Origin of the sequence: Pseudomonas mosselii, from assembly GCF_019823065.1 — a bacterium.
Lineage (GTDB): Bacteria > Pseudomonadota > Gammaproteobacteria > Pseudomonadales > Pseudomonadaceae > Aquipseudomonas > Aquipseudomonas mosselii.
In genome coordinates, this window is the sequence record NZ_CP081966.1 from 4351438 (window position 1) to 4373237 (window position 21800).

The window sequence follows — 21800 nt, forward strand, 5'->3', positions numbered from 1 at the left end:
GACGAAAAAAAGCCCGCCAGTGTGAGAGCGGGCCAAGGACCTACGAAGATTCTTCTAGCGACCAACTAGCTTCCACGATAGGTCGAATAGCTGTACGGCGAAATCAACAGCGGCACGTGGTAGTGCTCCTGCTGCTCGTCGATACCGAAGCGCAGCACGACCACGTCGAGGAACGCGGTGTCCGGCAGCTTCACGCCCTTGGCGCGGTAGTAGTCACCGGCGCTGAACTGCAATTGATAGACGCCGGTGCGATAGTCGTCGCCCTGCAGCAGCGGCGCGTCGACACGGCCATCACTGTTGGTCAGGGCGGTGTTCACCAGCTCCAGCTGCTGGCCTTCGACGCGGTACAGCTCGACCTTGATCGAGCTGCCCGGGCAGCCGTGCGCGGCGTCCAGTACGTGTGTGGTCAAACGTCCCATTTGCTTGTCGCCTCTTGTCGTATGCGTGGGCAAAAAATACACGGCAATCACCGGGCACGGGGCCTGCGGCGTGCGGGAATGAAGTCATTAAGACAGTTTATCGGTAAATTGTACACAATTTTTTATCCCATCCTGCGCAACCTCTACAAAACAAGCCACCAGTCGCGAAGACAAGCGCCATGCTGCCGCTCTCACCATTTACTGACCAATCGGGCAGGTTTCTTGCAAGCCATTCTCACGCGACAAATGGGAAGAAATGCGGAAAAACAGGCTTACAAAAGATTTCAGAAGTTGTATACAATCAGCCCATCCGGTGGTGCGACATCCCGACGCGGCCCGCCCCACCCACCGCATTAACGAACAAGAAGGAAGACTGCAGTGAGCGCTGACTACCCACGCGACCTGATCGGTTACGGCAACAACCCACCTCATCCGCAATGGCCGGGGAATGCCCGCATTGCGCTGTCCTTCGTGCTCAACTACGAAGAAGGTGGCGAGCGCAACATCCTGCACGGCGACAAGGAGTCCGAAGCGTTCCTTTCCGAAATGGTCGCCGCCCAGCCGCTGCAGGGCGTGCGCAACATGAGCATGGAGTCGCTCTACGAATACGGCAGCCGCGCCGGCGTCTGGCGCCTGCTCAAGCTGTTCAAGGACAGCGGCGTGCCGCTGACCATCTTCGCCGTGGCCATGGCCGCCCAGCGCCACCCTGACGTGATCCGCGCCATGGCCGAGGCCGGCCATGAGATCTGCAGCCACGGCTACCGCTGGATCGACTACCAGTACATGGATGAAGCGCAAGAGCGCGAGCACATGCTCGAGGCCATCCGCATCCTCACCGAGATCACCGGCGAGCGCCCCGTGGGCTGGTACACCGGCCGCACCGGCCCGAACACCCGGCGCCTGGTGATGGAGGAAGGCGGCTTCCTCTACGACAGCGACACCTACGACGACGACCTGCCCTACTGGGAACCGAACAACCCGACCGACAAGCCGCACCTGGTGATCCCCTACACCCTGGACACCAACGACATGCGCTTCACCCAGGTCCAGGGCTTCAACTGCGGCGAGCAGTTCTTCCAGTACCTGAAGGACGCCTTCGACGTGCTCTACGCCGAGGGCGCCGAAGCACCGAAGATGCTCTCGATCGGCCTGCACTGCCGCCTGGTCGGCCGTCCGGCGCGCCTGGCCGCGCTCAAGCGCTTCGTCGACTACGCCAAGAGCCACGAACAGGTCTGGTTCGCCCGGCGCGCGGACATCGCCCGCCACTGGCACGCCACCCACCCGTACAAGAAAGAGAACGCCTGATGACCGCCTTCAAGACCCTCAAGCCTTCCACCCTCGAGCGCGCCGCCTTCGTCGCCGCCTTCGCCGACATCTACGAGCACTCGCCGTGGGTCGCCGAGAAAGCCTACGACCTGGGCCAGCTGGCCGAGCTGGACGAGATCGAGGCGCTGCATCAGCGCATGAGCGACATCCTGCTCAGCGCCAGCCATGCCGAGCAACTGGCACTGATCAACGCTCACCCGGACTTGGCCGGCAAGGCCGCCATCCAGGGCGAGCTGACCGAGTCGAGCACCAATGAACAGGCCGGCGCCGGCATCCACCAGTGCACCGCCGAGGAGTTCGCCCGCTTCACCGAACTGAACGACGCCTACAAGGCCAAGTTCCAGTTCCCGTTCATCATGGCGGTCAAGGGCAGCAACCGGCACCAGATCCTCGCTGCCTTCGAAAAACGCATCCACAACGACCAGGATGCCGAATTCAAGGAAGCCCTGGCACAAATCAACCTGATCGCCCTGTTCCGCCTGCTGCAGCTTTGAGGACTGCGTGCCCGCCTCGCCCGAGTGCGTGACGCGTCCGCACCCAGGGCCCGGCAGGCCGGTCCACCAGAATCCAGAACAACGAACATACAAGAGAGACCCGCATGCGCACCCTGATGATCGAGCCCCTGACCAAAGAAGCCTTCGCCCCCTTCGGTGACGTGATCGAAACCGACGGCAGCGACCACTTCATGATCAACAACGGCTCGACCATGCGCTTCCACAAGCTCGCCACGGTCGAGACCGCCGAGCCCGAGGACAAGGCGATCATCAGTATCTTCCGCGCCGACGCGCTGGAGATGCCGCTGACCGTACGCATGCTGGAACGCCATCCGCTGGGCAGCCAGGCTTTCATCCCGCTGCTCGGCAACCCCTTTCTGATCGTGGTCGCGCCAGTTGGCGATGCACCTGTATCAGGCTTGGTCCGAGCCTTCCGCAGCAATGGCAGGCAGGGCGTTAATTACCATCGCGGCGTCTGGCACCACCCGGTGCTGACGATCGAAAAGCGGGATGACTTCCTGGTGGTTGATCGCAGTGGTTCTGGCAACAACTGCGATGAGCATTACTTCCCCGAGGAACAGATGTTGATCCTCAATCCCCACCAATAAGAAAGGGTCGGTCATCGAGATGGTGACTGGCGAGAGGTACATACTGTGGAAGCACACCTTCACGAATGGCTGAACCTGAGCATTCGCTGGGTTCACATGATCACCGGCGTGGCCTGGATCGGTGCATCGTTCTACTTTGTCTGGCTGGAGAACCACCTGAACCGAAGCAACCCGCGCGATGGGTTGTCGGGTGACCTCTGGGCCATCCACGGCGGTGGTATCTATCACCTGGAGAAATACAAGCTCGCGCCGCCGAAAATGCCCGAGAACCTGCACTGGTTCAAATGGGAAGCCTACTTCACCTGGATGTCCGGGATCGCCTTGCTGTGCGTGGTGTTCTATTGGAACCCGAGCCTCTACCTGCTGGCGCCCGGCAGCACCCTGAGCGGCGCCGAAGGGGTGGCCATCGGTATCGGTTCGCTGGTTGCCGGCTGGTTCATCTACGACTTCCTGTGCGACTCGCCCCTGGGCAAGCAGCCGGCGCTGCTGGGCGCCGTGCTGTTCGTGCTGATCATCGCCGCCTGCTGGGGCTTCAGCCTGGTGTTCAGCGGCCGTGGCGCCTACCTGCACACCGGCGCGATCATCGGCACCATCATGGTCGGCAACGTGTTCCGCATCATCATGCCGGCCCAGCGCCAGCTGGTGGCGGCGATCGAGAACAACCAGACGCCCGACCCGGTGCTGCCGGCCAAGGGCCTGCTGCGCTCGCGCCACAACAACTATTTCACCCTGCCGGTGCTGTTCATCATGATCAGCAACCACTTCCCGAGCACCTACGGCAGCCAGTACAACTGGTTGATCCTGGCCGGGATCGCGGTGGCCGCCGTATTGATCCGTCACTACTTCAACACCCGCCACGACAGCAACAAGTACGCCTGGACCCTGCCCGTCGGTGCCCTGGCGATGATCTGCCTGGCCTATGTGACCGGTCCCAAGCCGCTGCCAACCGCACCCGAGCAGGCCGCCGCCAAGGTCGAGTACCAGCCGCTGCCGGCCACTGCCGTCGGTGGCAAGACCGCCGCCGAACTGCGCGCAGAAGAGGCCGCCAAGCCTGCCCAGGCACCCGCTGCGGAACCTGCCCAGGCTACGGCCCAGGCGGCCACCGGCAGCTTCGACAAGATCCACACCGTCATCCAGGAACGCTGCACCGTGTGCCACTCGGCCAAGCCGACCAGCCCGCTGTTCAGCGCCGCCCCTGCCGGCGTGATGTTCGACACCCCGCAGCAGATCCAGGCCCAGGCCGCGCGCATCCAGGCGCAGGCCGTCGCCAGCCAGATCATGCCGCTGGGCAACATCACCCAGATGACCGTCGAGGAGCGCAAGCTGGTCGGCGACTGGATCGCCAAAGGCGCGCAGGTCAACTGAGACACCCCACGATTGCGTGGGAGCGGGCTTGCCCCGCGATGAGGCCGGTACTCCCGGCCTCGCTTCCAAGCTCTACGTAACAAGCAAGCATCGAGCGTTCGGCTTCACGTGGGTCCCCAGCCTCCTTCACCGGAGCCTGCCACGTGAAGCCGCCCGCTTGGATCCGAGAATAAAAACAAAACTCGAGGTGCTGCATGTCCGAGTCACCCAAGGCGTACATCCCTGTTGCGCCACCACGACAGCCCCTGCCCTTGTTCCAGCTGATCCTGGTGGGTCTGCAACACGTTCTGCTGATGTACGGGGGCGCCATCGCGGTGCCGCTGATCATCGGCCAGGCGGCGGGCCTGTCCCGCGAAGAAGTCGCCTTCCTGATCAACGCCGACCTGCTGGTCGCCGGCGTTGCCACCATCATCCAATCCTTCGGTATCGGCCCCGTGGGCATCCGCATGCCGGTCATGATGGGCGCCAGCTTCGCCGCCGTCGGCAGCATGGTGGCCATGGCCGGCATGCCCGGCGTCGGCCTGCAGGGAATCTTCGGCGCGACCATCGCCGCCGGGTTCTTCGGCATGCTGATCGCGCCGTTCATGTCCAAGGTCGTGCGCTTCTTCCCGCCGCTGGTGACCGGTACGGTCATCACCTCGATCGGCCTGTCGCTGTTCCCGGTGGCGGTCAACTGGGCCGGCGGCGGCCATGAGGCGCAAGCCTTCGGTGCGCCGATCTACCTGATGGTCGCCGGCCTGGTGCTGGCGGTGATCCTGCTGATCAACCGCTTCATGCGCGGCTTCTGGGTCAATGTGTCGGTACTGGTGGGCATGGGCCTGGGCTATGTGCTCGCCGGCTCCATCGGCATGGTCGACCTGTCGGGCCTGAGCGAGGCGCCGTGGCTGCAGGTGGTCACCCCCCTGCACTTCGGCATGCCGACCTTCAGCCTGGCGCCGATCCTGTCGATGTGCCTGGTGGTGGTGATCATCTTCGTCGAGTCCACGGGCATGTTCCTCGCCCTGGGCAAGGTGACCGACCGTGAAGTCACGCCGGGCATGCTGCGACGCGGCCTGCTGTGCGATGCCGGCGCGTCGTTCATCGCCGGTTTCTTCAACACCTTCACCCACTCTTCGTTCGCCCAGAACATCGGCCTGGTGCAGATGACCGGGGTTCGCTGCCGCTACGTCACGGTGATGGCCGGCGCGCTGCTGATCCTGCTCAGCCTGCTACCCAAGGCGGCCTTCCTGATCGCTTCGATTCCGCCCGCGGTACTGGGGGGCGCGTCCATCGCCATGTTCGGCATGGTCACCGCCACCGGGATCAAGATCCTCCAGGAAGCGGACATCGCCGACCGACGCAACCAGCTGCTGGTCGCGGTCAGCGTCGGTTTCGGCCTGATCCCGGTGGTGCGCCCGGAATTCTTCGCGCAGATGCCGCAGTGGATGGAGCCCATCACCCACAGTGGCATCGCCATGGCCACCCTCAGCGCCCTGGTGCTGAACCTGCTGTTCAACATCCTCGGCGGCGCCGACCGCGCCGCGCACAACGATGCCTGTCACCAGCATTGAGTGACCTGGGGCGGTGCCGTACCGGCCGCCCCGTTCCAACCACGCGGTAACGCTGGACCGTCGGCCCGCCGGAATGGGCCGCCCGGGGCGCTTGCGCGCCGAAAAAGCCCTTACAAAAACAATAAGTCCGGGAATCACAACATGAAGCGCATCACCACGTCCGTCCTGCTGGGCAGCAGCCTGCTGGCCACCCTCCCCGCCCACGCCGGCGAATGGCTGCAATGGCACGGCGAAAGCCTGTCCTACCTGTACGGCAAGGACTTCAAGGTCAACCCCGACATCCAGCAGACCATCACCTTCGAACATGCCAACAAATGGAAGTACGGCGACACCTTCCTGTTCGTCGACAAGATCTTCTACAACGGCAAGGCCGACCCCGGCAAAGGCGTGACCACCTACTACGGCGAGTTCAGCCCGCGCCTGTCGTTCGGCAAGATCTTCGAGCGCAACCTGGCCTTCGGTCCGATCAAGGACGTGCTGCTGGCCATGACCTACGAACGTGGCGAGGGCGACAACGAGGCCTACCTGATCGGCCCCGGCTTCGACCTGAACGTGCCCGGCTTCAACTACTTCACCTTGAATTTCTACGTGCGCAACACCGAAGGCAGCCGCCCCGGCGACAACGTCTGGCAGATCACCCCGGCCTGGTCGTACACCATCCCGGTGGGCAGGTCCGACATCCTGATCGACGGCTACATCGACTGGGTGGTCGACAACGACCAGACCCGTCGCGGCACCTACCACGCCAACCTGCAGTTCAACCCGCAGGTCAAGTACGACCTGGGCAAGGCCCTGAACCTGGGCGCCAAGCAGCTCTACGTCGGCTTCGAATACAGCTACTGGAAGGACAAGTACGGCATCGACAGCCGCGGCAACGTGGACAGCAACCAGAGCGTGGCCAGTGCCCTGGTGAAGGTGCACTTCTGAAAAACTGACCGAACGCCCAAATTTGCACCACCGTGCTCCAGGACGGAGCACTTGAGGCCCGGCGCGCAAGTGAGTAATCTGCGCGCCCCCTCGATCGGGGCGGGAAGGATCCCGCCCGCGTTTGCTGACCGCTCAGTCAATGTTTCCGGGCGGTTGGCCAACGTGTTGCCAGCGTGAAATACCCATTTCATCCGTTCAGAAAGACGTCGAGCAGGATGGTTGTGCCCAACGTGGAAAAGTTGGCGCAGCTCTTGCCAAACAGCTGTGGCCAATTGAAAAAAGCTGACCCAAAAGACAAGAACAGCGCCCGAGCGCTGACAACAGATCCAATCAAGGGAGCGACACTCGCAATGCGTATCATCAATAGCCTGATCCTCGCCGGTGGTCTGCTGGCCTGCGGCGCCAGCCAAGCCGGCGACCTGCTGCAATGGCAGAACAACAGCCTGACCTACTTGTGGGGCAAGAACTTCAAGGTCAACCCCGAGATCCAGCAGACCGTGACCTTCGAGCACGCCGATGCGTGGAAGTACGGCGACAACTTCTTCTTCCTCGACAAGATCTTCTACCAGGGCAAGAAGGACGCCAACAACGGCCCCAACACCTACTACGGCGAGTTCAGCCCACGCCTGTCGTTCGGCAAGATCTTCGACCAGAAGCTCGAGTTCGGCCCGGTGAAGGATGTGCTGCTGGCAATGACCTACGAGTTCGGCGAGGGTGATACCGAGTCCTACCTGATCGGCCCCGGCTTCGACCTGGCCATCCCCGGCTTCGACTACTTCCAGCTGAACTTCTACCAGCGCACCACCGACGGCAGCCGTCCGGGCGACAATGTCTGGCAGATCACCCCGGTGTGGTCCTACACCATTCCCGTGGGCTCGTCCGACATCCTGATCGACGGTTTCATGGATTGGGTGGTCGACAACGACGAGAACCGTCGCGGCACCTACCAGGCCAACCTGCACTTCAACCCGCAGGTCAAGTACGACCTGGGCAAGGCGCTGCACCTGGGCGAGAAGCAGTTGTACGTGGGTATCGAGTACGACTACTGGAAGAACAAGTACGGCATCAAGGACAGCGATGCCTTTACCACCGATCAGAACACCATGAGCTTCCTGGTGAAAGTTCACTTCTGATCTGATGCCAGTTTAAAGCCTGTAAGAGCGGCCTTGCGTCGCGAAAGGGCTGCGCAGCAGCCCCGACGATTTCGCATGATGCCGAGGTCCTGGGGCCGCTTCGCGGCCCTTTCGCGACACAAGGCCGCTCATACAGGAGATCCGAGGCAAGGCCCGGTCGGGCGCCTCAGTTTGCCGGTTTTACCGCCCGCCACACCTTGCCCGCGACAGCAACCGCCGCCAGCACCACCGCCCCGGCGATCACTCCCGCCACACCATTGAGCAGTGCCCCGGTCAACGCCCCGCCCCGCCCTTCGCTGAACGCCTCGATGGCGTGATGCAGCGGCGCGATGCCGTGCACCAGGATGCCGCCGCCGACCAGGAACATGGCAGCGGTACCGACCACCGACAGGCCCTTCATCATGTAGGGCGCCGCGCGCAGGATGCCGTTACCGACCACGCGGGACAGGTTCGATGCCCGCTGCGTCATCCACAGGCCCAAGTCATCGAGCTTGACGATTCCCCCCACCAGGCCATAGACACCGATGGTCATGACCACAGCGATACCCGACAGCACAACGATCTGCTGGCTCAACGGCGCATCGGCGACGATGCCCAGGGTAATGGCGATGATTTCGGCGGACAGGATGAAGTCGGTGCGCACCGCGCCCTTGATCTTGCTCTTCTCATAGGCGACCAGGTCGACATTGGCGTCGGCCAGCGCTTGCTTGCGCGCCTCGTGCTGCGCCTCGTCCTCGGCCTTGCTGTGCAGGAACTTGTGCGCCAGCTTCTCGAAGCCCTCGAAGCACAGGTAGGCGCCGCCGAGCATCAGCAGCGGTGTCACCGCCCAGGGAATGAACGCGCTGATCAGCAACGCCGCCGGCACCAGGATCGCCTTGTTCAGCAGCGAGCCCTTGGCCACCGCCCACACCACCGGTATCTCGCGTTCGGCGCGCACACCGGTGACCTGCTGGGCGTTGAGCGCCAGGTCATCACCCAGCACCCCTGCGGTCTTCTTTGCCGCGACCTTGGTCATCACCGAGACATCGTCGAGCACCGTGGCGATGTCGTCGATCAGTACCAACAAACTACTTCCTGCCATGCACTACTCCATAAAAAGCGATCTATTCATCCTACGCCACGCAGTCCCATTCCCTGCCGTTTGGGAAGATCTGGCCTGCATATCCTATGGCAGGGCATTCCTAGCATAGCGAAGCCACTCCATCGTGCTTCAGACGACAAGGAATACCCATGCTCAAACACGCACTCTCGCTCACTCTGCCTGCGCTGCTCGCAGGCAACGTCATGGCCGCAACCATGGAATTCTGCCCCGCGCCGGCCGAAATCCAGAACACCAACGGCGTACTCACCGCCAGAGCAGAAAGCGGCGATGGCCAATGGCTCGGGCTGCTGAAAGACCAGAACAGCGTCGTGATCTCGTTCGACAGCGCCATATTCTACCCGTCCGATGGCAAGGTCGACGGCGTAGGCAGGCTGCGCGCCTGCACCTACAAGACTTCGGGAAAGCAGAGCATAGACATGCGCTACCGTACTGAAGTCACCCCCGACATCCCAATCCGGCTCGCCAATGCACCAGCCTGGAAGCGACATGAGGGTCCCTTCGGCATCATCTATTTCGAGTGTCGCTCGCAAGACCTGCAGGGCTGTGCATTCCGGGAAGCCAGGTAATGCCATCCATGCCGGCCAGCACGGCTGGCCGGCATGGGCGTGGGATGCTTTGTACAAGGGTTCTTGCTACCATCCGTGCTCGCAGCGTCAAAGGACCGTCCCCCACCATGAGCACCATTCGCGAGCGCAACAAGGAACTGATCCTGCGCGCGGCCAGTGAAGAATTCGCCGACAAGGGCTTCGCCGCCACCAAGACCAGCGACATCGCGGCCAAGGCCGGCCTGCCCAAGCCGAACGTGTACTACTACTTCAAGTCGAAGGAAAACCTCTACCGCGAGGTGCTCGAGAGCATCATCGCGCCGATCATGCAGGCCTCGACGCCGTTCAACGCCGACGGTGATCCGAAAGAGGTGCTCAGCGCGTACATCCGCTCGAAGATCCGCATCTCCCGCGACCTGCCCCACGCCTCCAAGGTGTTCGCCAGCGAGATCATGCATGGCGCGCCGCACCTGTCGCCACGCCAGGTCGAGCAGCTCAACGAGCAGGCCCGCCACAACATCGAATGCATCCAGCGCTGGATCGAGCGCGGTCAGATCGCCCATGTCGACCCGCACCACCTGATGTTCAGCATCTGGGCGGCGACGCAGACCTACGCGGATTTCGACTGGCAGATCGCCGTGGTGACCGGCAAGGCCAAGCTGGCCGACAGCGACTATGACGCGGCGGCGGAGACAATCATCCGCCTGGTGTTGAAGGGCTGCGAGCCCGAGGCGGCCTGATAGGGCCAATGGGGCTGCTGTGCAGCCCGTTCGCGACACAAGGCCGCTCCAGAGGTTACGCATTTCCCTGAGCGGCCTTGTGTCGCGATGGGCCGCAGAGCGGCCCCAAAATGACGAGCCTTACGCAGCAACCCCCGCATCCGCCGTCAGCCCCACCTCTTCGATCGCACTGATCGCGCACTGCTCGTCGATATCCGAGGTATCGCCGCTGATCCCGACGGCCCCCAGCACCTTGCCGTCCCGATCACGGATCAGCACCCCGCCCGGCACCGGCACCACCGGCCGCTCGCCCAGCCCGTTCAGCGCGGCATAGAACGCCGGCCGCTGCTGCGAATCCAGCGCCAGCAGGCGCGAGCCCTTGCCCAGGGCCACCGCGCCCCAGGCCTTGCCGATGGCCACCTGCGGACGCAGCAGGGTGGCGCCATCCTCACGCTGCAGCGCCAGCAGGTGCCCGCCGGCATCCAGCACCGCCACGGTCAGCGGCGCGGCGTTGATCTTGCGGCCCGCGGCCAGCGCGGCGTTCACCACGCCGACAGCGTCTTTGAGGGTCAATGCGTTCATGAAAAGGTCCTCTTCTTGTTGTGAGAAGCCCTGAGGGCAGTTGAAAACCAGTAGACAGAATAGAACACAACGAAGGCACGCTTTGTATACAATTATTTGGCTCAATCTCGCCAAGTGCGACGAAATGCCGCCTCATCGCCCAATGACCACTCAGTCAACGCCGCCGACGAAAATGGATTGACCTTTTGCGCCGAGCATGAATACACTCTGCCGCAACACAAGTTGTATACAATTACAAAATCGATGAGGCACAAACCATGAGCAAAATGAGAGCAATCGATGCAGCCGTTCTGGTCATGCGCCGTGAAGGTGTAGATACCGCGTTCGGCATTCCGGGGGCTGCCATCAACCCGCTGTACTCGGCCCTGAAGAAAGTCGGTGGCATCGATCACGTCCTCGCTCGCCACGTCGAAGGTGCCTCGCACATGGCCGAGGGCTACACCCGCGCCAACCCGGGCAACATCGGTGTGTGCATCGGCACCTCCGGCCCTGCCGGCACCGACATGGTCACCGGCCTGTACAGCGCCTCGGCCGACTCCATCCCGATCCTCTGCATCACCGGCCAGGCACCGCGCGCACGCCTGCACAAGGAAGACTTCCAGGCCGTCGACATCACCAGCATCGTCAAGCCGGTGACCAAGTGGGCAACCACCGTCCTGGAACCAGGTCAGGTGCCCTACGCCTTCCAGAAAGCCTTCTATGAAATGCGCACCGGCCGCCCGGGCCCAGTGCTGATCGACCTGCCGTTCGACGTACAGATGGCCGAGATCGAATTCGACATCGACGCCTACGAGCCGCTGCCAGTACACAAGCCACAAGCCAGCCGCGTACAGGCCGAGAAGGCCCTGGCCCTGCTCAATGACGCCGAGCGCCCGCTGCTGGTAGCCGGTGGCGGCATCATCAACGCCGACGCCAGCGACAAGCTGGTCGAGTTCGCCGAACTGACCGGCGTGCCGGTGATCCCGACCCTGATGGGCTGGGGCACCATCCCGGACGACCACGAACTGATGGTCGGCATGGTCGGCCTGCAGACCTCGCACCGCTACGGCAACGCCACCCTGCTCAAATCCGACCTGGTGTTCGGCATCGGCAACCGCTGGGCCAACCGCCACACCGGCTCCGTCGACGTCTACACCGAAGGCCGCAAGTTCGTGCATGTGGACATCGAGCCGACCCAGATCGGCCGCGTATTCACTCCGGACCTGGGTATCGTTTCCGATGCTGGCAAGGCACTGGACGTGTTCCTGGAAGTAGCCCGCGAGTGGAAAGCCGCCGGCAAGCTCAAGTGCCGCAAGGCCTGGCTGGAAGACTGCCAGCAGCGCAAGGCCACCCTGCAGCGCAAGACCCACTTCGACAACGTGCCGGTCAAGCCGCAGCGCGTGTACGAAGAGATGAACCAGGTGTTCGGCAAGGACACCTGCTACGTCAGCACCATTGGCCTGTCGCAGATCGCCGGCGCGCAGTTCCTGCACGTGTACAAGCCACGCCACTGGATCAACTGCGGCCAGGCCGGCCCGCTGGGCTGGACCATCCCGGCCGCCCTCGGCGTGGTCAAGGCCGATCCGAAGCGCAAGGTCGTCGCGCTCTCCGGTGACTACGACTTCCAGTTCATGATCGAAGAACTGGCGGTGGGCGCGCAGTTCAACCTGCCGTACGTCCACGTGCTGGTGAACAATGCCTACCTCGGCCTGATCCGCCAGGCCCAGCGTGGCTTCGACATGGATTACTGTGTACAACTGGCCTTCGAGAACATCAACGCCACCGACGCCGCCACCTACGGTGTCGACCACGTCGCCGTGGTCGAAGGCCTGGGCTGCAAGGCCCTGCGCGTGTTCGAACCGGCCGACATCGCTCCTGCCCTGCTCAAGGCGCAGAAGATGGCCGAAGAGTTCCGTGTGCCGGTGGTGGTCGAAGTGATTCTCGAGCGCGTGACCAACATTTCCATGGGCACCGAGATCAACGCGGTCAACGAGTTCGAAGACCTCGCCCTGGTCGGCAACGACGCGCCGACCGCCATCTCGCTGCTGGACTGATCGCCTGACGCCCCCGCGCCTTGCGCGGGGGTCTTCAACGCAAGGAGACGACTTATGCCTCGCTTCGCCGCCAACCTGTCCATGCTGTTCACCGAACAGGACTTCCTGGCCCGCTTCAAGGCCGCCGCCGACGCTGGTTTCAGCGGTGTCGAATACCTCTTCCCGTACGATTTCAGCGCCGCCGAGATCAAGCAGCAGCTCGACGCCCACGGCCTGACCCAGGTGCTGTTCAACCTGCCGGCCGGCGACTGGTCCAAGGGTGAGCGCGGCATCACCTGCCACCCCGACCGCGTCGAGGAGTTCCGCGCTGGCGTCGACAAGGCCATCGAGTACGCCAAGGTGCTGGGCAACACCCAGGTCAACGCCCTGGCCGGCATTCGCCCCGAGGGCCTGGACTGCGCCACCGTGCGCAAGACCTTCGTCGACAACCTGCGCTACGCCGCCGACAAGCTCAAGGCCGCCGGGATCCGCCTGGTCATGGAAATGATCAACACCCGCGACATCCCGGGCTTCTACCTGAACACCACGAAACAGGCCCTGGAGATCCAGGCCGAGGTGGGCAGCGACAACCTGTTCCTGCAGTACGACATCTACCACATGCAGATCATGGAAGGTGACCTGGCCCGCACCCTGGAAACCAACCTGAAGCTGATCAACCACGTGCAGCTGGCCGACAACCCGGGCCGCCACGAGCCGGGCACCGGCGAGATCAACTACCGCTTCCTGTTCGAGCACCTGGACCGCATCGGCTACCAGGGCTGGGTGGGCGCGGAGTACAAGCCCAAGACCACCACCGAGGCGGGCCTGGGCTGGCTCAAGACCCACAACGCAATTTAAGACCCACGCGGAACTGTTGTAGGAGCGGCCTTGTGTCGCGAAAGGGCGGCGCAGCAGCCCCCGGCAATCTTCCGGCGTGACTGAGATCGTGGGGCCGCTACGCGCCCCTTTCGCGACACAAGGCCGCTCCTACAGGGGCCTGGTCGCCTGTTCATACAAATACAAAGAGGCAGAACTCTCATGGCTAAAATCGGTTTCCTCGGCACCGGCATCATGGGCAAGCCCATGGCCCAGAACCTGCAAAAGGCAGGTCACAGCATCTTCGTTTCCACCCACCACGACGCGGCACCGGCCGACCTGATCGCCGCCGGCGCCGTGGCCCTGGCCAACCCGAAAGAGGTTGCCCAGGAAGCCGAGTTCATCATCGTCATGGTCCCGGATACCCCGCAAGTCGAGAGCGTCCTGTTCGGTGAGAACGGCGTCGTCGAAGGCGTCGGCCCGAACAAGGTGGTGATCGACATGAGCTCGATCTCCCCCACCGCGACCAAGGCCTTCGCCGAGAAGATCAAGGCCACCGGCGCCGCCTACCTGGACGCCCCGGTGTCCGGCGGCGAAGTCGGCGCCAAGGCCGCGACCCTGAGCATCATGGTCGGCGGCTGCCCGAAGGCCTTCGAGCGTACCCTGCCGCTGTTCGAAGCCATGGGCAAGAACATCACCCGCGTCGGCGGCAACGGCGACGGCCAGACCGCCAAGGTGGCCAACCAGATCATCGTCGCCCTGAACATCCAGGCCGTCGGCGAAGCCCTGCTGTTCGCCGCCAAGAACGGCGCCGACCCGGCCAAGGTGCGCGAAGCACTGATGGGCGGCTTCGCCTCGTCGAAGATCCTCGAAGTACACGCCGAGCGCATGATCAAGGGCACCTTCGATCCGGGCTTCCGCATCAACCTGCACCAGAAGGACCTGAACCTGGCCCTGCAAGGCGCCAAGGAACTGGGCATCAACCTGCCCAACACCTCCAACGCCCAGCAAGTGTTCAGCACCTGCGTGGCGCTGGGCGGCGGCAACTGGGACCACTCGGCGCTGATCAAGGGCCTCGAGCACATGGCCAACTTCTCGATCCGCGACGACAAGTGATTTGAATCCGGGGGCTGCTGTGCAGCCCGCTCTACAGGCGGTACGCAATCCCCTGTAGGAGCGGCCTTGTGTCGCGAAAGGGGCGCAAAGCGCCCCCACGATTCCAGATCCAACACCGCTGAACCTGCAACCACAGGTCCAGTGATGACACCGAGCAACACCCGCCCCTGGTTCGGCCTGCACGGAGGCAGTTCCAGGGGCGTTTTCGATTGTGCAAAACAACAAGAATCTGGGAGCCTGCCATGTCGGTCGATCCACAAAAACTCCTGCGCGAGCTGTTCGACACAGCCATCGCCGCCGCCCACCCCCGTCAGGTCCTCGAACCCCACCTGCCCGCCGACCGTAGCGGCCGGGTCATCGTCATCGGTGCCGGCAAGGCCGCCGCCGCCATGGCCGAAGTGGTCGAAAAGAGCTGGCAAGGCGAAGTCTCTGGCCTGGTGGTCACCCGCTACGGCCATGGCGCCAGCTGCCAGAAGATCGAGGTGGTCGAAGCCGCCCACCCGGTCCCCGATGCCGCAGGCCTGGCCGTGGCCAAGCGCGTGCTCGACCTGGTCAGCAACTTGAGCGAAGACGACCGCGTCATCTTCCTGCTGTCCGGCGGCGGCTCGGCCCTGCTGGCCCTGCCCGCCGAAGGCCTGACCCTGGCCGACAAGCAGCAGATCAACAAGGCCCTGCTCAAATCCGGCGCCACCATCGGCGAGATGAACTGCGTGCGCAAGCACCTCTCGGCGATCAAGGGCGGCCGCCTGGCCAAGGCCTGCTGGCCGGCCACCGTCTACACCTACGCGATTTCCGACGTACCCGGTGACCTCGCCACGGTCATCGCCTCCGGCCCCACCGTGGCCGACCCGAGCACCTCGGCCGACGCCCTGGCGATCATCAAGCGCTACAACATCGACGCGCCCAAGGCCGTCATCGACTGGCTCAACAACCCGGCCTCCGAGACCGTCAAGGCCGATGACCCGGCCCTGGCGCGCAGCCACTTCCAGCTGATCGCCAGGCCCCAGCAGTCGCTGGAGGCCGCCGCGGTGAAAGCCCGCCAGGCCGGCTTCAGCCCGCTGATCCTCGGCGACCTGGAGGGCGAGTCGCGCGAGGTGGCCAAGGTGCATGCCGGCATCGCCCGGCAGATCGTCCTGCACGGCCAACCGCTCAAGGCCCCCTGCGTGATCCTCTCCGGCGGCGAGACCACCGTCACCGTGCGCGGCAACGGTCGTGGCGGGCGCAACGCCGAGTTCCTGCTCAGCCTCACCGAAAGCCTCAAGGGCCTGCCGGGTGTGTACGCCCTGGCCGGCGACACCGACGGCATCGACGGTTCGGAGGACAACGCCGGCGCCTTCATGACCCCGGACAGCTTCGCCCGCGCCGAGGCCCTGGGCCTGTCGGCCAGCGATGAGCTGGACAACAACAACGGCTATGGCTACTTCGCCGCCCTCGACGCGCTGATCGTCACCGAGCCGACCCGCACCAACGTCAACGACTTCCGTGCCATCCTGATCCTCGAGACTCCGCAATCATGACGCCTGATAAAAAAGTCAAAATCCTCGCCACCCTCGGGCCTGCGATCAAAGGCATCGATGACATCCGCCAACTGGTCGAGGCCGGGGTGAACATCTTCCGTCTCAACTTCAGCCACGGCGAGCACGCCGACCACGCCCTGCGCTACCAGTGGATCCGCGAAGTCGAGCAGCAGCTCAACTACCCGCTGGGCATCCTCATGGACCTGCAGGGGCCGAAGCTGCGGGTCGGCCGCTTCGCCGACGGCAAGGTCCAGCTGCAACGCGGCCAGGCCCTGCGCCTGGACCTGGACAAGACCCCGGGCGACAGCCGCCGGGTCAACCTCCCACATCCGGAGATCATCGCCGCGCTGGAGCCGGGCATGGACCTGCTGCTCGATGACGGCAAGCTGCGCCTGCGCGTCACCGCCAAGCACGGCGACGCCATCGACACCGAAGTGCTGGCCGGTGGCGAGTTGTCCGACCGCAAGGGCGTCAACGTGCCCCAGGCGGTGCTGGACCTCTCCCCGCTGACCGAAAAGGACCGCCGCGACCTGGCCTTCGGCCTGGAGCTTGGCGTGGACTGGGTGGCGCTGTCGTTCGTCCAGCGCCCTGAGGACATCGTCGAGGCCCGCCAGCTGATCGGTGAGCGCGCCTACCTGATGGCCAAGATCGAGAAGCCCTCGGCGGTCGAGCAGTTGCAGGCCATTGCCGAGCTGTCCGACGCGATCATGGTCGCCCGTGGCGACCTCGGCGTGGAAGTGCCGGCCGAGAGCGTGCCGCAGATCCAGAAGGGCATCATCAATACCTGCCGTCAGCTGGGCAAGCCGGTGGTGGTGGCCACGCAGATGCTTGAATCGATGCGCTTCTCCCCGGCCCCGACCCGCGCCGAAGTTACCGACGTGGCCAACGCCGTGGCCGAAGGTGCCGATGCTGTGATGTTGTCGGCCGAGACCGCCTCGGGCGACTACCCGCTGGAAGCAGTGCAGATGATGAGCAAGATCATCCGCCAGGTGGAAAACGGCCCGGACTACCAGGCCCAGCTCGACGTCGGCCGGCCCAAGGCCGAAGCCACGGTATCCGATGCCATCAGCTGCGCGATCCGCCGTATCAGCGGCATCCTGCCGGTGGCGGTGCTGGTCAACTACAGCGAGTCGGGGGCCTCGACCCTGCGCGCCGCCCGCGAGCGGCCACGGGCGCCGATCCTCAACCTGACGCCGAACCTCAACACCGCGCGCCGCCTGAGCGTGACCTGGGGCGTGCACTCGGTGGTCAACGACCGCCTGCGCCAGGTCGACGAGGTGGTCTCCACGGCGCTGGAGATCGCCCAGGCGCAAGGCATGGCCAGCCGTGGCGACACGCTGCTGATCACCGCCGGTGTGCCTTTCGGCAAGCCGGGTTCGACTAATACGCTGCGCATCGAGACCTTGGTCTGAGATCGCCGGGGGCGCTGTGCGCCCCTTTCGCGACACAAGGCCGCTCCCACAGGGATCACACCCAGGCCTGAACACACGATCCCTGTGGGAGCGGCCTTGTGTCGCGAAAGGAGGGCGCAGCCCTCCCCGTACACCGATGCAACAGAACTGCGGATAACCCGAGGCCCAAAGAGGCCCACCGCTCCCCCACCCACTTTACCGACTGCCCATGTACACCAAGAATTTCGTCAACCCGTGCCCGGACTGGGCCACGGCCTTGCTCAACGGCTTCAGCCAGGTGCTGCTGCTGCGCAATCCCCTGTGCGGCCTGTGCTGCCTGCTGGCCATCCTGCTGACCGCTCCGAACCTGGTCGGCGGTGCCCTGCTTGGCGCCCTCGCCGGCCTGCTCACCGCCCAGCGCCGCGGCTACGAACGCGCCGACCGCCAGGCCGGGCTGTATTGCTACAACGGCGTGCTGATCGGCATCCTGATCAGCGCCGTGCTGCCCTGGTCGGCGATCCTGCCGCCGCTGATCATCGCCGCCGGCGGCCTGTCGAGCATGCTCACCCACCAGTGGCGCAAGCGAGGCGGCAAGCTGCTGATCGCCTACACCGCGCCCTTCGTGCTGCTAGGCTGGGCCACCCTGCTGCTGGCCGAGCCGTCGGCCAACGGCTATGTCGAGGCAGACCCTGTGTATGCCCTGCTGCGCGGCGTGGGGCAGATCTTTTTGCTCGACAAGCCCATGGCCGGCCTGCTGATCGTCATCGGCATGTACTTCGCCAACCCCTATGCCGCCACCTGGGCGGTGATCGGCTCGGCCATCGGCGGCGGGGTCGCGCTGCTGGCCGGTGAAGCGCAAGGGGCCTGGTTGGGGCTTTATGGCTTCAATGCGGCACTGGCCGCGCTGGCCTTCAGCCGCCAGGGCGAGAAACCCTGGGTGACCTTGCTCGCCATCGCCTGTGCCTTGCTGCTACAGCCACTGTTCAACCTGCTACCGCTCGCCGGGCTGACCGCGCCGTTCGTCACCGCCTGCTGGCTGATGCACCTGGGCAACCATCTGGCCCAGCTCAACCAGCGCCGTAACGCGCCTCGCTTGCACAGCTGAAACACAGCCCCTAGGCTCTGCCCATTCGCACAATGGAACGCGCCCATGGACAACCCTTCGAGCCTGCGCGAGCGGCTCTACGTCATCGTCTTCCAGACCGACACCGTCGCTGGAAGACGCTTCGACAAGATCCTCCTGCTGATCATCCTCGCCAGCCTGGTCACGGTGATCCTCGACAGCATCGACGATGTTCACCAGAACTACGCCGGGCTGCTGGCCGGCATCGAGTGGGGTTTCACGGCGATCTTCCTCGCCGAGTACATCACCCGCCTGTACTGCTCGCCCAAGCCGCTGCGCTATGCCTTCAGCTTCTACGGGCTGGTCGACCTGCTGGCGATCGTGCCGGGGATCATCGCCCTGTACTACAGCGACGCCCAGTACCTGCTGATCATCCGGGTGATCCGCATGCTGCGGATCTTCCGCGTGCTCAAGCTCAGCCCCTATCTGAAGCAGGCCCACTACCTGCTGGCGGCGCTGCAAGGCAGCAAGCAGAAGATCATCGTGTTCCTGGTCAGCGTGTCGACCCTGGTCACGGTGTTCGGCACGCTGATGTACGTGATCGAAGGGCCGGAGCACGGCTTTACCAGCATTCCCAAGGGCATCTACTGGGCCATTGTCACCCTGACCACGGTAGGCTTCGGCGATATCGTGCCGAAGACGCCGCTGGGGCAGGTGCTGTCGTCGCTGGTGATGATCACCGGTTACTCGATCATTGCCGTGCCCACCGGCATCTTCACCGCCGAACTGGCCAATGCCCTGCGTGGCGAGCAGTTGCAGCATGACTGCCCGACCTGCGCCAAGCACCACCACGAGCATGGCGCGGCGTTCTGTTCGCGCTGTGGCAATGCGTTGTTTCCAAAGCAATAGGCAGCGTCCCAAGGCGGGGCAAGCATAAGCAAAGAGCCATTTGATCTTTAGCGACCAAAGCGCCAAACGCTATAGTCGCTGGCATATCGCCAACCCTTTGAATCAGAACAAGGAATGCCCCCAGTGAAAAAACTCTTCAGCGCCTCGCTGCTCGCCGCGGGCCTGGCCCTGGGCAACCTCGCCCAGGCCGCCCCGACCCTGCTCAACGTCTCCTACGACGTGATGCGCGACTTCTACAAGGACTACAACCCGGCGTTCCAGAAGCACTGGGAGGCCGAGCACAAGGAGAAGGTCAATGTGCAGATGTCCTTCGGCGGCTCGAGCAAGCAGGCGCGCGCGGTGATCGATGGCCTGCCGGCCGACGTGATCACCATGAACATGGCCACCGACATCAACGCCCTGGCCGACAACGGCAAGCTGGTGCCGGACAACTGGGTGAGCCGCCTGCCGAACAACAGCGCGCCGTTCACCTCGGCCACCGTGTTCATCGTGCGCAAGGGCAACCCCAAGGCGCTGAAGGACTGGCCGGACCTGCTCAAGGACGGCGTGCAGGTGATCGTGCCCAACCCAAAGACCTCGGGTAACGGCCGCTATACCTACCTCTCGGCCTGGGGCTACGTGCTCAAGCAGGGCGGTGACGAAACCAAGGCCCGCGACTTCGTCGGCAAGCTGTTCAAGCAGGCGCCGGTCCTGGACACCGGTGGCCGCGCCGCCACCACCACCTTCATGACCAACCAGATCGGCGACGTGCTGGTGACCTTCGAGAACGAGGCCGAGATGATCGCCCGCGAGTTCGGCCGCGACCAGTTCGAAGTGATCTACCCGAGTGTGTCGGCCGAGGCCGAGCCGCCGGTGAGCGTGGTGGACAAGGTGGTAGCCAAGAAAGGCACCCAGGCCGTGGCCGAGGAATACCTGAAGTACCTGTGGTCGCCCGAGGCCCAGGAAATCGCCGCCAACAACTACCTGCGCCCGCGTGACGCCACCGTGCTGGCCAAGTACACCGACCGCTTCCCGAAAGTCGACTTCCTGTCCGTTGAAAAAACCTTCGGCGACTGGCGCACCGTGCAGAAGACCCACTTCAATGACGGTGGCGTGTTCGACCAGATCTATACCAACAAGTAACCGCCGTTCGCCGGGTCAGGCCTGCTGGCGGAACACCAGCGCCTTCAGGCCACCCTCCGGATCCGCATCCGGAAACTCCGGCGGATTCTTAAGCCGCTCGACAAACACCAGCCCCGGCGCCTGCTCGGCCATCCCCTCGATGAGAAACTGCGGCCCGATCCCCGGATCGTTGACGCAGGCCAGCACCGTACCGCCTTCAGTCAACAACTCCGGCAAACGCCGAAGGATCTTGGCGTAGTCCTGGGTCAGCACGAAGCTGCCGCGCTGGAAGGTCGGCGGGTCGATGATGATCAGGTCATACGGCCCGTACTTGCGCACCTTGCCCCATGACTTGAACAGCTCATGCCCCAGGTACGCGACCCGCGAGGCGTCATGGCCGTTGAGTCGGTGATTGTCGCGGCCCCGGGACAGCGCCGACTTGGCCATGTCCAGGTTGACCACCTGCTCGGCGCCGCCGGCGATCGCCGCCACCGAAAAGCCGCAGGTGTAGGCGAACAGGTTGAGTACGCGCTTGCCGGCCGCCTGCTCGCGTACCCAGCGTCGGCCATAGCGCATGTCGAGGAACAGGCCGTTGTTCTGGCGCACGCCCAGGTCGAGCAGGTACTTCAGGCCATCCTCGACCACCTCGCGCTGCTGGCACGGCTCGCCCCACAACCACTGGCCAGGGCTGTCCGGCAGGTAGCGGTGCTGCAGCAGGATGGCCTGGCCGGTCCACTGCGGGCGCTCGGCCAGCGCCATCAGCATCGCTTCGAGCTCGGCCAGCTGGCCCTCGGGCGGCTCACGGAACAGCGCCACCAGCAACACGCCGTCGAGCCAGTCGACGGTGATCTGCTCGAGTCCCGACCAGCAACGGCCACGGCCATGGAACAGGCGGCGGGTCTCCAGAGGGGCGGGGTCGAGGGCGGCGAGCAGGTGCTGCTCGAGGGTGGCGATGGCTGGGCTCATGTCGGCTACGGTCAGGCAAAAGCGCCATTCTACCCGCTCAATGCCGGGCCGGGCGGTCATCAATGAAGGGGATGAGAGGGTTTGCGGCACTTTTGTCGCTTTTTTCTTGCCGGGGCGCTGTGGATAGTGCGGCCATCCC

General features: G+C 64.1%; 21 protein-coding genes. 17 read left to right on the plus strand and 4 right to left on the minus strand.

Annotated features, from left to right (window positions below; all coding sequences use genetic code 11):
- Positions 1–65 precede the first annotated feature (65 nt).
- On the minus strand, positions 66–419 hold the full coding sequence (gene uraH, locus K5H97_RS20095; protein WP_028692847.1) for a hydroxyisourate hydrolase: 354 nt from the start codon (positions 417–419) through the stop codon (positions 66–68).
- Positions 420–797: 378 nt separating this feature from the next.
- Between uraH and puuE the strand changes: the two genes are divergently transcribed.
- From puuE to K5H97_RS20130, 7 genes are all read left to right on the plus strand, one after another.
- Entirely contained in the window at positions 798–1724 is a 927-nt protein-coding gene (gene puuE, locus K5H97_RS20100; RefSeq protein WP_028692846.1) for an allantoinase PuuE, read from the plus strand.
- On the plus strand, positions 1724–2239 hold the full coding sequence (gene uraD / locus K5H97_RS20105; RefSeq protein ID WP_028692845.1) for a 2-oxo-4-hydroxy-4-carboxy-5-ureidoimidazoline decarboxylase: 516 nt from the start codon (positions 1724–1726) through the stop codon (positions 2237–2239). Before puuE ends, uraD begins: the two co-directional genes overlap by 1 nt.
- 104 nt (positions 2240–2343) lie before the next feature.
- The gene (locus K5H97_RS20110; RefSeq protein ID WP_011532943.1) at positions 2344–2847 is read left to right on the plus strand and encodes an ureidoglycolate lyase; all 504 of its coding nucleotides are present in this window, start codon (positions 2344–2346) and stop codon (positions 2845–2847) included.
- 45 nt (positions 2848–2892) lie between these two features.
- Entirely contained in the window at positions 2893–4212 is a 1320-nt protein-coding gene (locus K5H97_RS20115; RefSeq protein WP_028692844.1) for a urate hydroxylase PuuD, read from the plus strand.
- A gap of 194 nt (positions 4213–4406) precedes the next feature.
- On the plus strand, positions 4407–5762 hold the full coding sequence (locus tag K5H97_RS20120; RefSeq protein WP_028692843.1) for a nucleobase:cation symporter-2 family protein: 1356 nt from the start codon (positions 4407–4409) through the stop codon (positions 5760–5762).
- Between the two features lie 141 nt (positions 5763–5903).
- Positions 5904–6689 (plus strand): outer membrane protein OmpK, encoded by a 786-nt coding sequence (locus K5H97_RS20125; RefSeq protein ID WP_028692842.1) that lies wholly within the window; start codon positions 5904–5906, stop codon positions 6687–6689.
- 350 nt (positions 6690–7039) lie between these two features.
- Positions 7040–7822 (plus strand): outer membrane protein OmpK, encoded by a 783-nt coding sequence (locus tag K5H97_RS20130; protein WP_028692841.1) that lies wholly within the window; start codon positions 7040–7042, stop codon positions 7820–7822.
- Between the two features lie 166 nt (positions 7823–7988).
- Here the strand turns inward: K5H97_RS20130 and K5H97_RS20135 are convergent, their stop codons facing one another.
- A complete protein-coding gene (locus K5H97_RS20135) occupies positions 7989–8903 on the minus strand; it encodes a DUF808 domain-containing protein (protein WP_028692840.1) in 915 nt (304 codons plus the stop codon).
- 149 nt (positions 8904–9052) lie between these two features.
- Between K5H97_RS20135 and K5H97_RS20140 the strand changes: the two genes are divergently transcribed.
- Positions 9053–9490 (plus strand): DUF3757 domain-containing protein, encoded by a 438-nt coding sequence (locus K5H97_RS20140; protein WP_028692839.1) that lies wholly within the window; start codon positions 9053–9055, stop codon positions 9488–9490.
- 107 nt (positions 9491–9597) lie between these two features.
- Positions 9598–10209, plus strand: a complete 612-nt coding sequence (locus K5H97_RS20145; RefSeq protein WP_028692838.1) for a TetR/AcrR family transcriptional regulator — start codon at positions 9598–9600, stop codon at positions 10207–10209.
- Positions 10210–10329: 120 nt separating this feature from the next.
- Here K5H97_RS20145 and K5H97_RS20150 read toward each other — a convergent pair whose 3' ends face one another.
- Complete coding sequence (locus tag K5H97_RS20150; protein WP_028692837.1) at positions 10330–10770, minus strand: GlcG/HbpS family heme-binding protein; 441 nt, start codon at positions 10768–10770, stop codon at positions 10330–10332.
- Positions 10771–11027: 257 nt separating this feature from the next.
- Here K5H97_RS20150 and gcl point away from each other — a divergent pair, with 257 nt between their 5' ends.
- The 8 genes from gcl (at position 11028) to K5H97_RS20190 (ending at position 20716) form a co-directional block, all read left to right on the plus strand.
- Positions 11028–12803: a glyoxylate carboligase gene (gene gcl, locus K5H97_RS20155; RefSeq protein WP_011532933.1), complete on the plus strand. Its 1776-nt coding sequence runs from the start codon at positions 11028–11030 to the stop codon at positions 12801–12803.
- A 54-nt stretch (positions 12804–12857) separates the two neighbouring features.
- Positions 12858–13640: a hydroxypyruvate isomerase gene (gene hyi, locus K5H97_RS20160; protein ID WP_028692836.1), complete on the plus strand. Its 783-nt coding sequence runs from the start codon at positions 12858–12860 to the stop codon at positions 13638–13640.
- A 180-nt stretch (positions 13641–13820) separates the two neighbouring features.
- Entirely contained in the window at positions 13821–14714 is an 894-nt protein-coding gene (locus tag K5H97_RS20165; protein ID WP_028692835.1) for a 2-hydroxy-3-oxopropionate reductase, read from the plus strand.
- 242 nt (positions 14715–14956) lie between these two features.
- Positions 14957–16231 carry a glycerate kinase type-2 family protein gene (locus K5H97_RS20170; protein WP_028692834.1) on the plus strand — a complete coding sequence of 425 codons (1275 nt, stop codon included), beginning with the start codon at positions 14957–14959 and terminating at the stop codon, positions 16229–16231.
- Complete coding sequence (pyk, locus tag K5H97_RS20175; RefSeq protein WP_028692833.1) at positions 16228–17643, plus strand: pyruvate kinase; 1416 nt, start codon at positions 16228–16230, stop codon at positions 17641–17643. The genes K5H97_RS20170 and pyk overlap by 4 nt, the downstream gene beginning before the upstream one ends.
- A 208-nt stretch (positions 17644–17851) precedes the next feature.
- Positions 17852–18727: an urea transporter gene (locus K5H97_RS20180; RefSeq protein WP_028692832.1), complete on the plus strand. Its 876-nt coding sequence runs from the start codon at positions 17852–17854 to the stop codon at positions 18725–18727.
- A 45-nt stretch (positions 18728–18772) separates the two neighbouring features.
- On the plus strand, positions 18773–19594 hold the full coding sequence (locus tag K5H97_RS20185) for an ion transporter (protein ID WP_028692831.1): 822 nt from the start codon (positions 18773–18775) through the stop codon (positions 19592–19594).
- 123 nt (positions 19595–19717) lie between these two features.
- Positions 19718–20716 carry a sulfate ABC transporter substrate-binding protein gene (locus tag K5H97_RS20190; RefSeq protein ID WP_028692830.1) on the plus strand — a complete coding sequence of 333 codons (999 nt, stop codon included), beginning with the start codon at positions 19718–19720 and terminating at the stop codon, positions 20714–20716.
- Positions 20717–20731: 15 nt separating this feature from the next.
- Here the strand turns inward: K5H97_RS20190 and K5H97_RS20195 are convergent, their stop codons facing one another.
- Complete coding sequence (locus K5H97_RS20195) at positions 20732–21661, minus strand: class I SAM-dependent methyltransferase (protein WP_028692829.1); 930 nt, start codon at positions 21659–21661, stop codon at positions 20732–20734.
- Between the last annotated feature and the right edge of the window lie 139 nt (positions 21662–21800).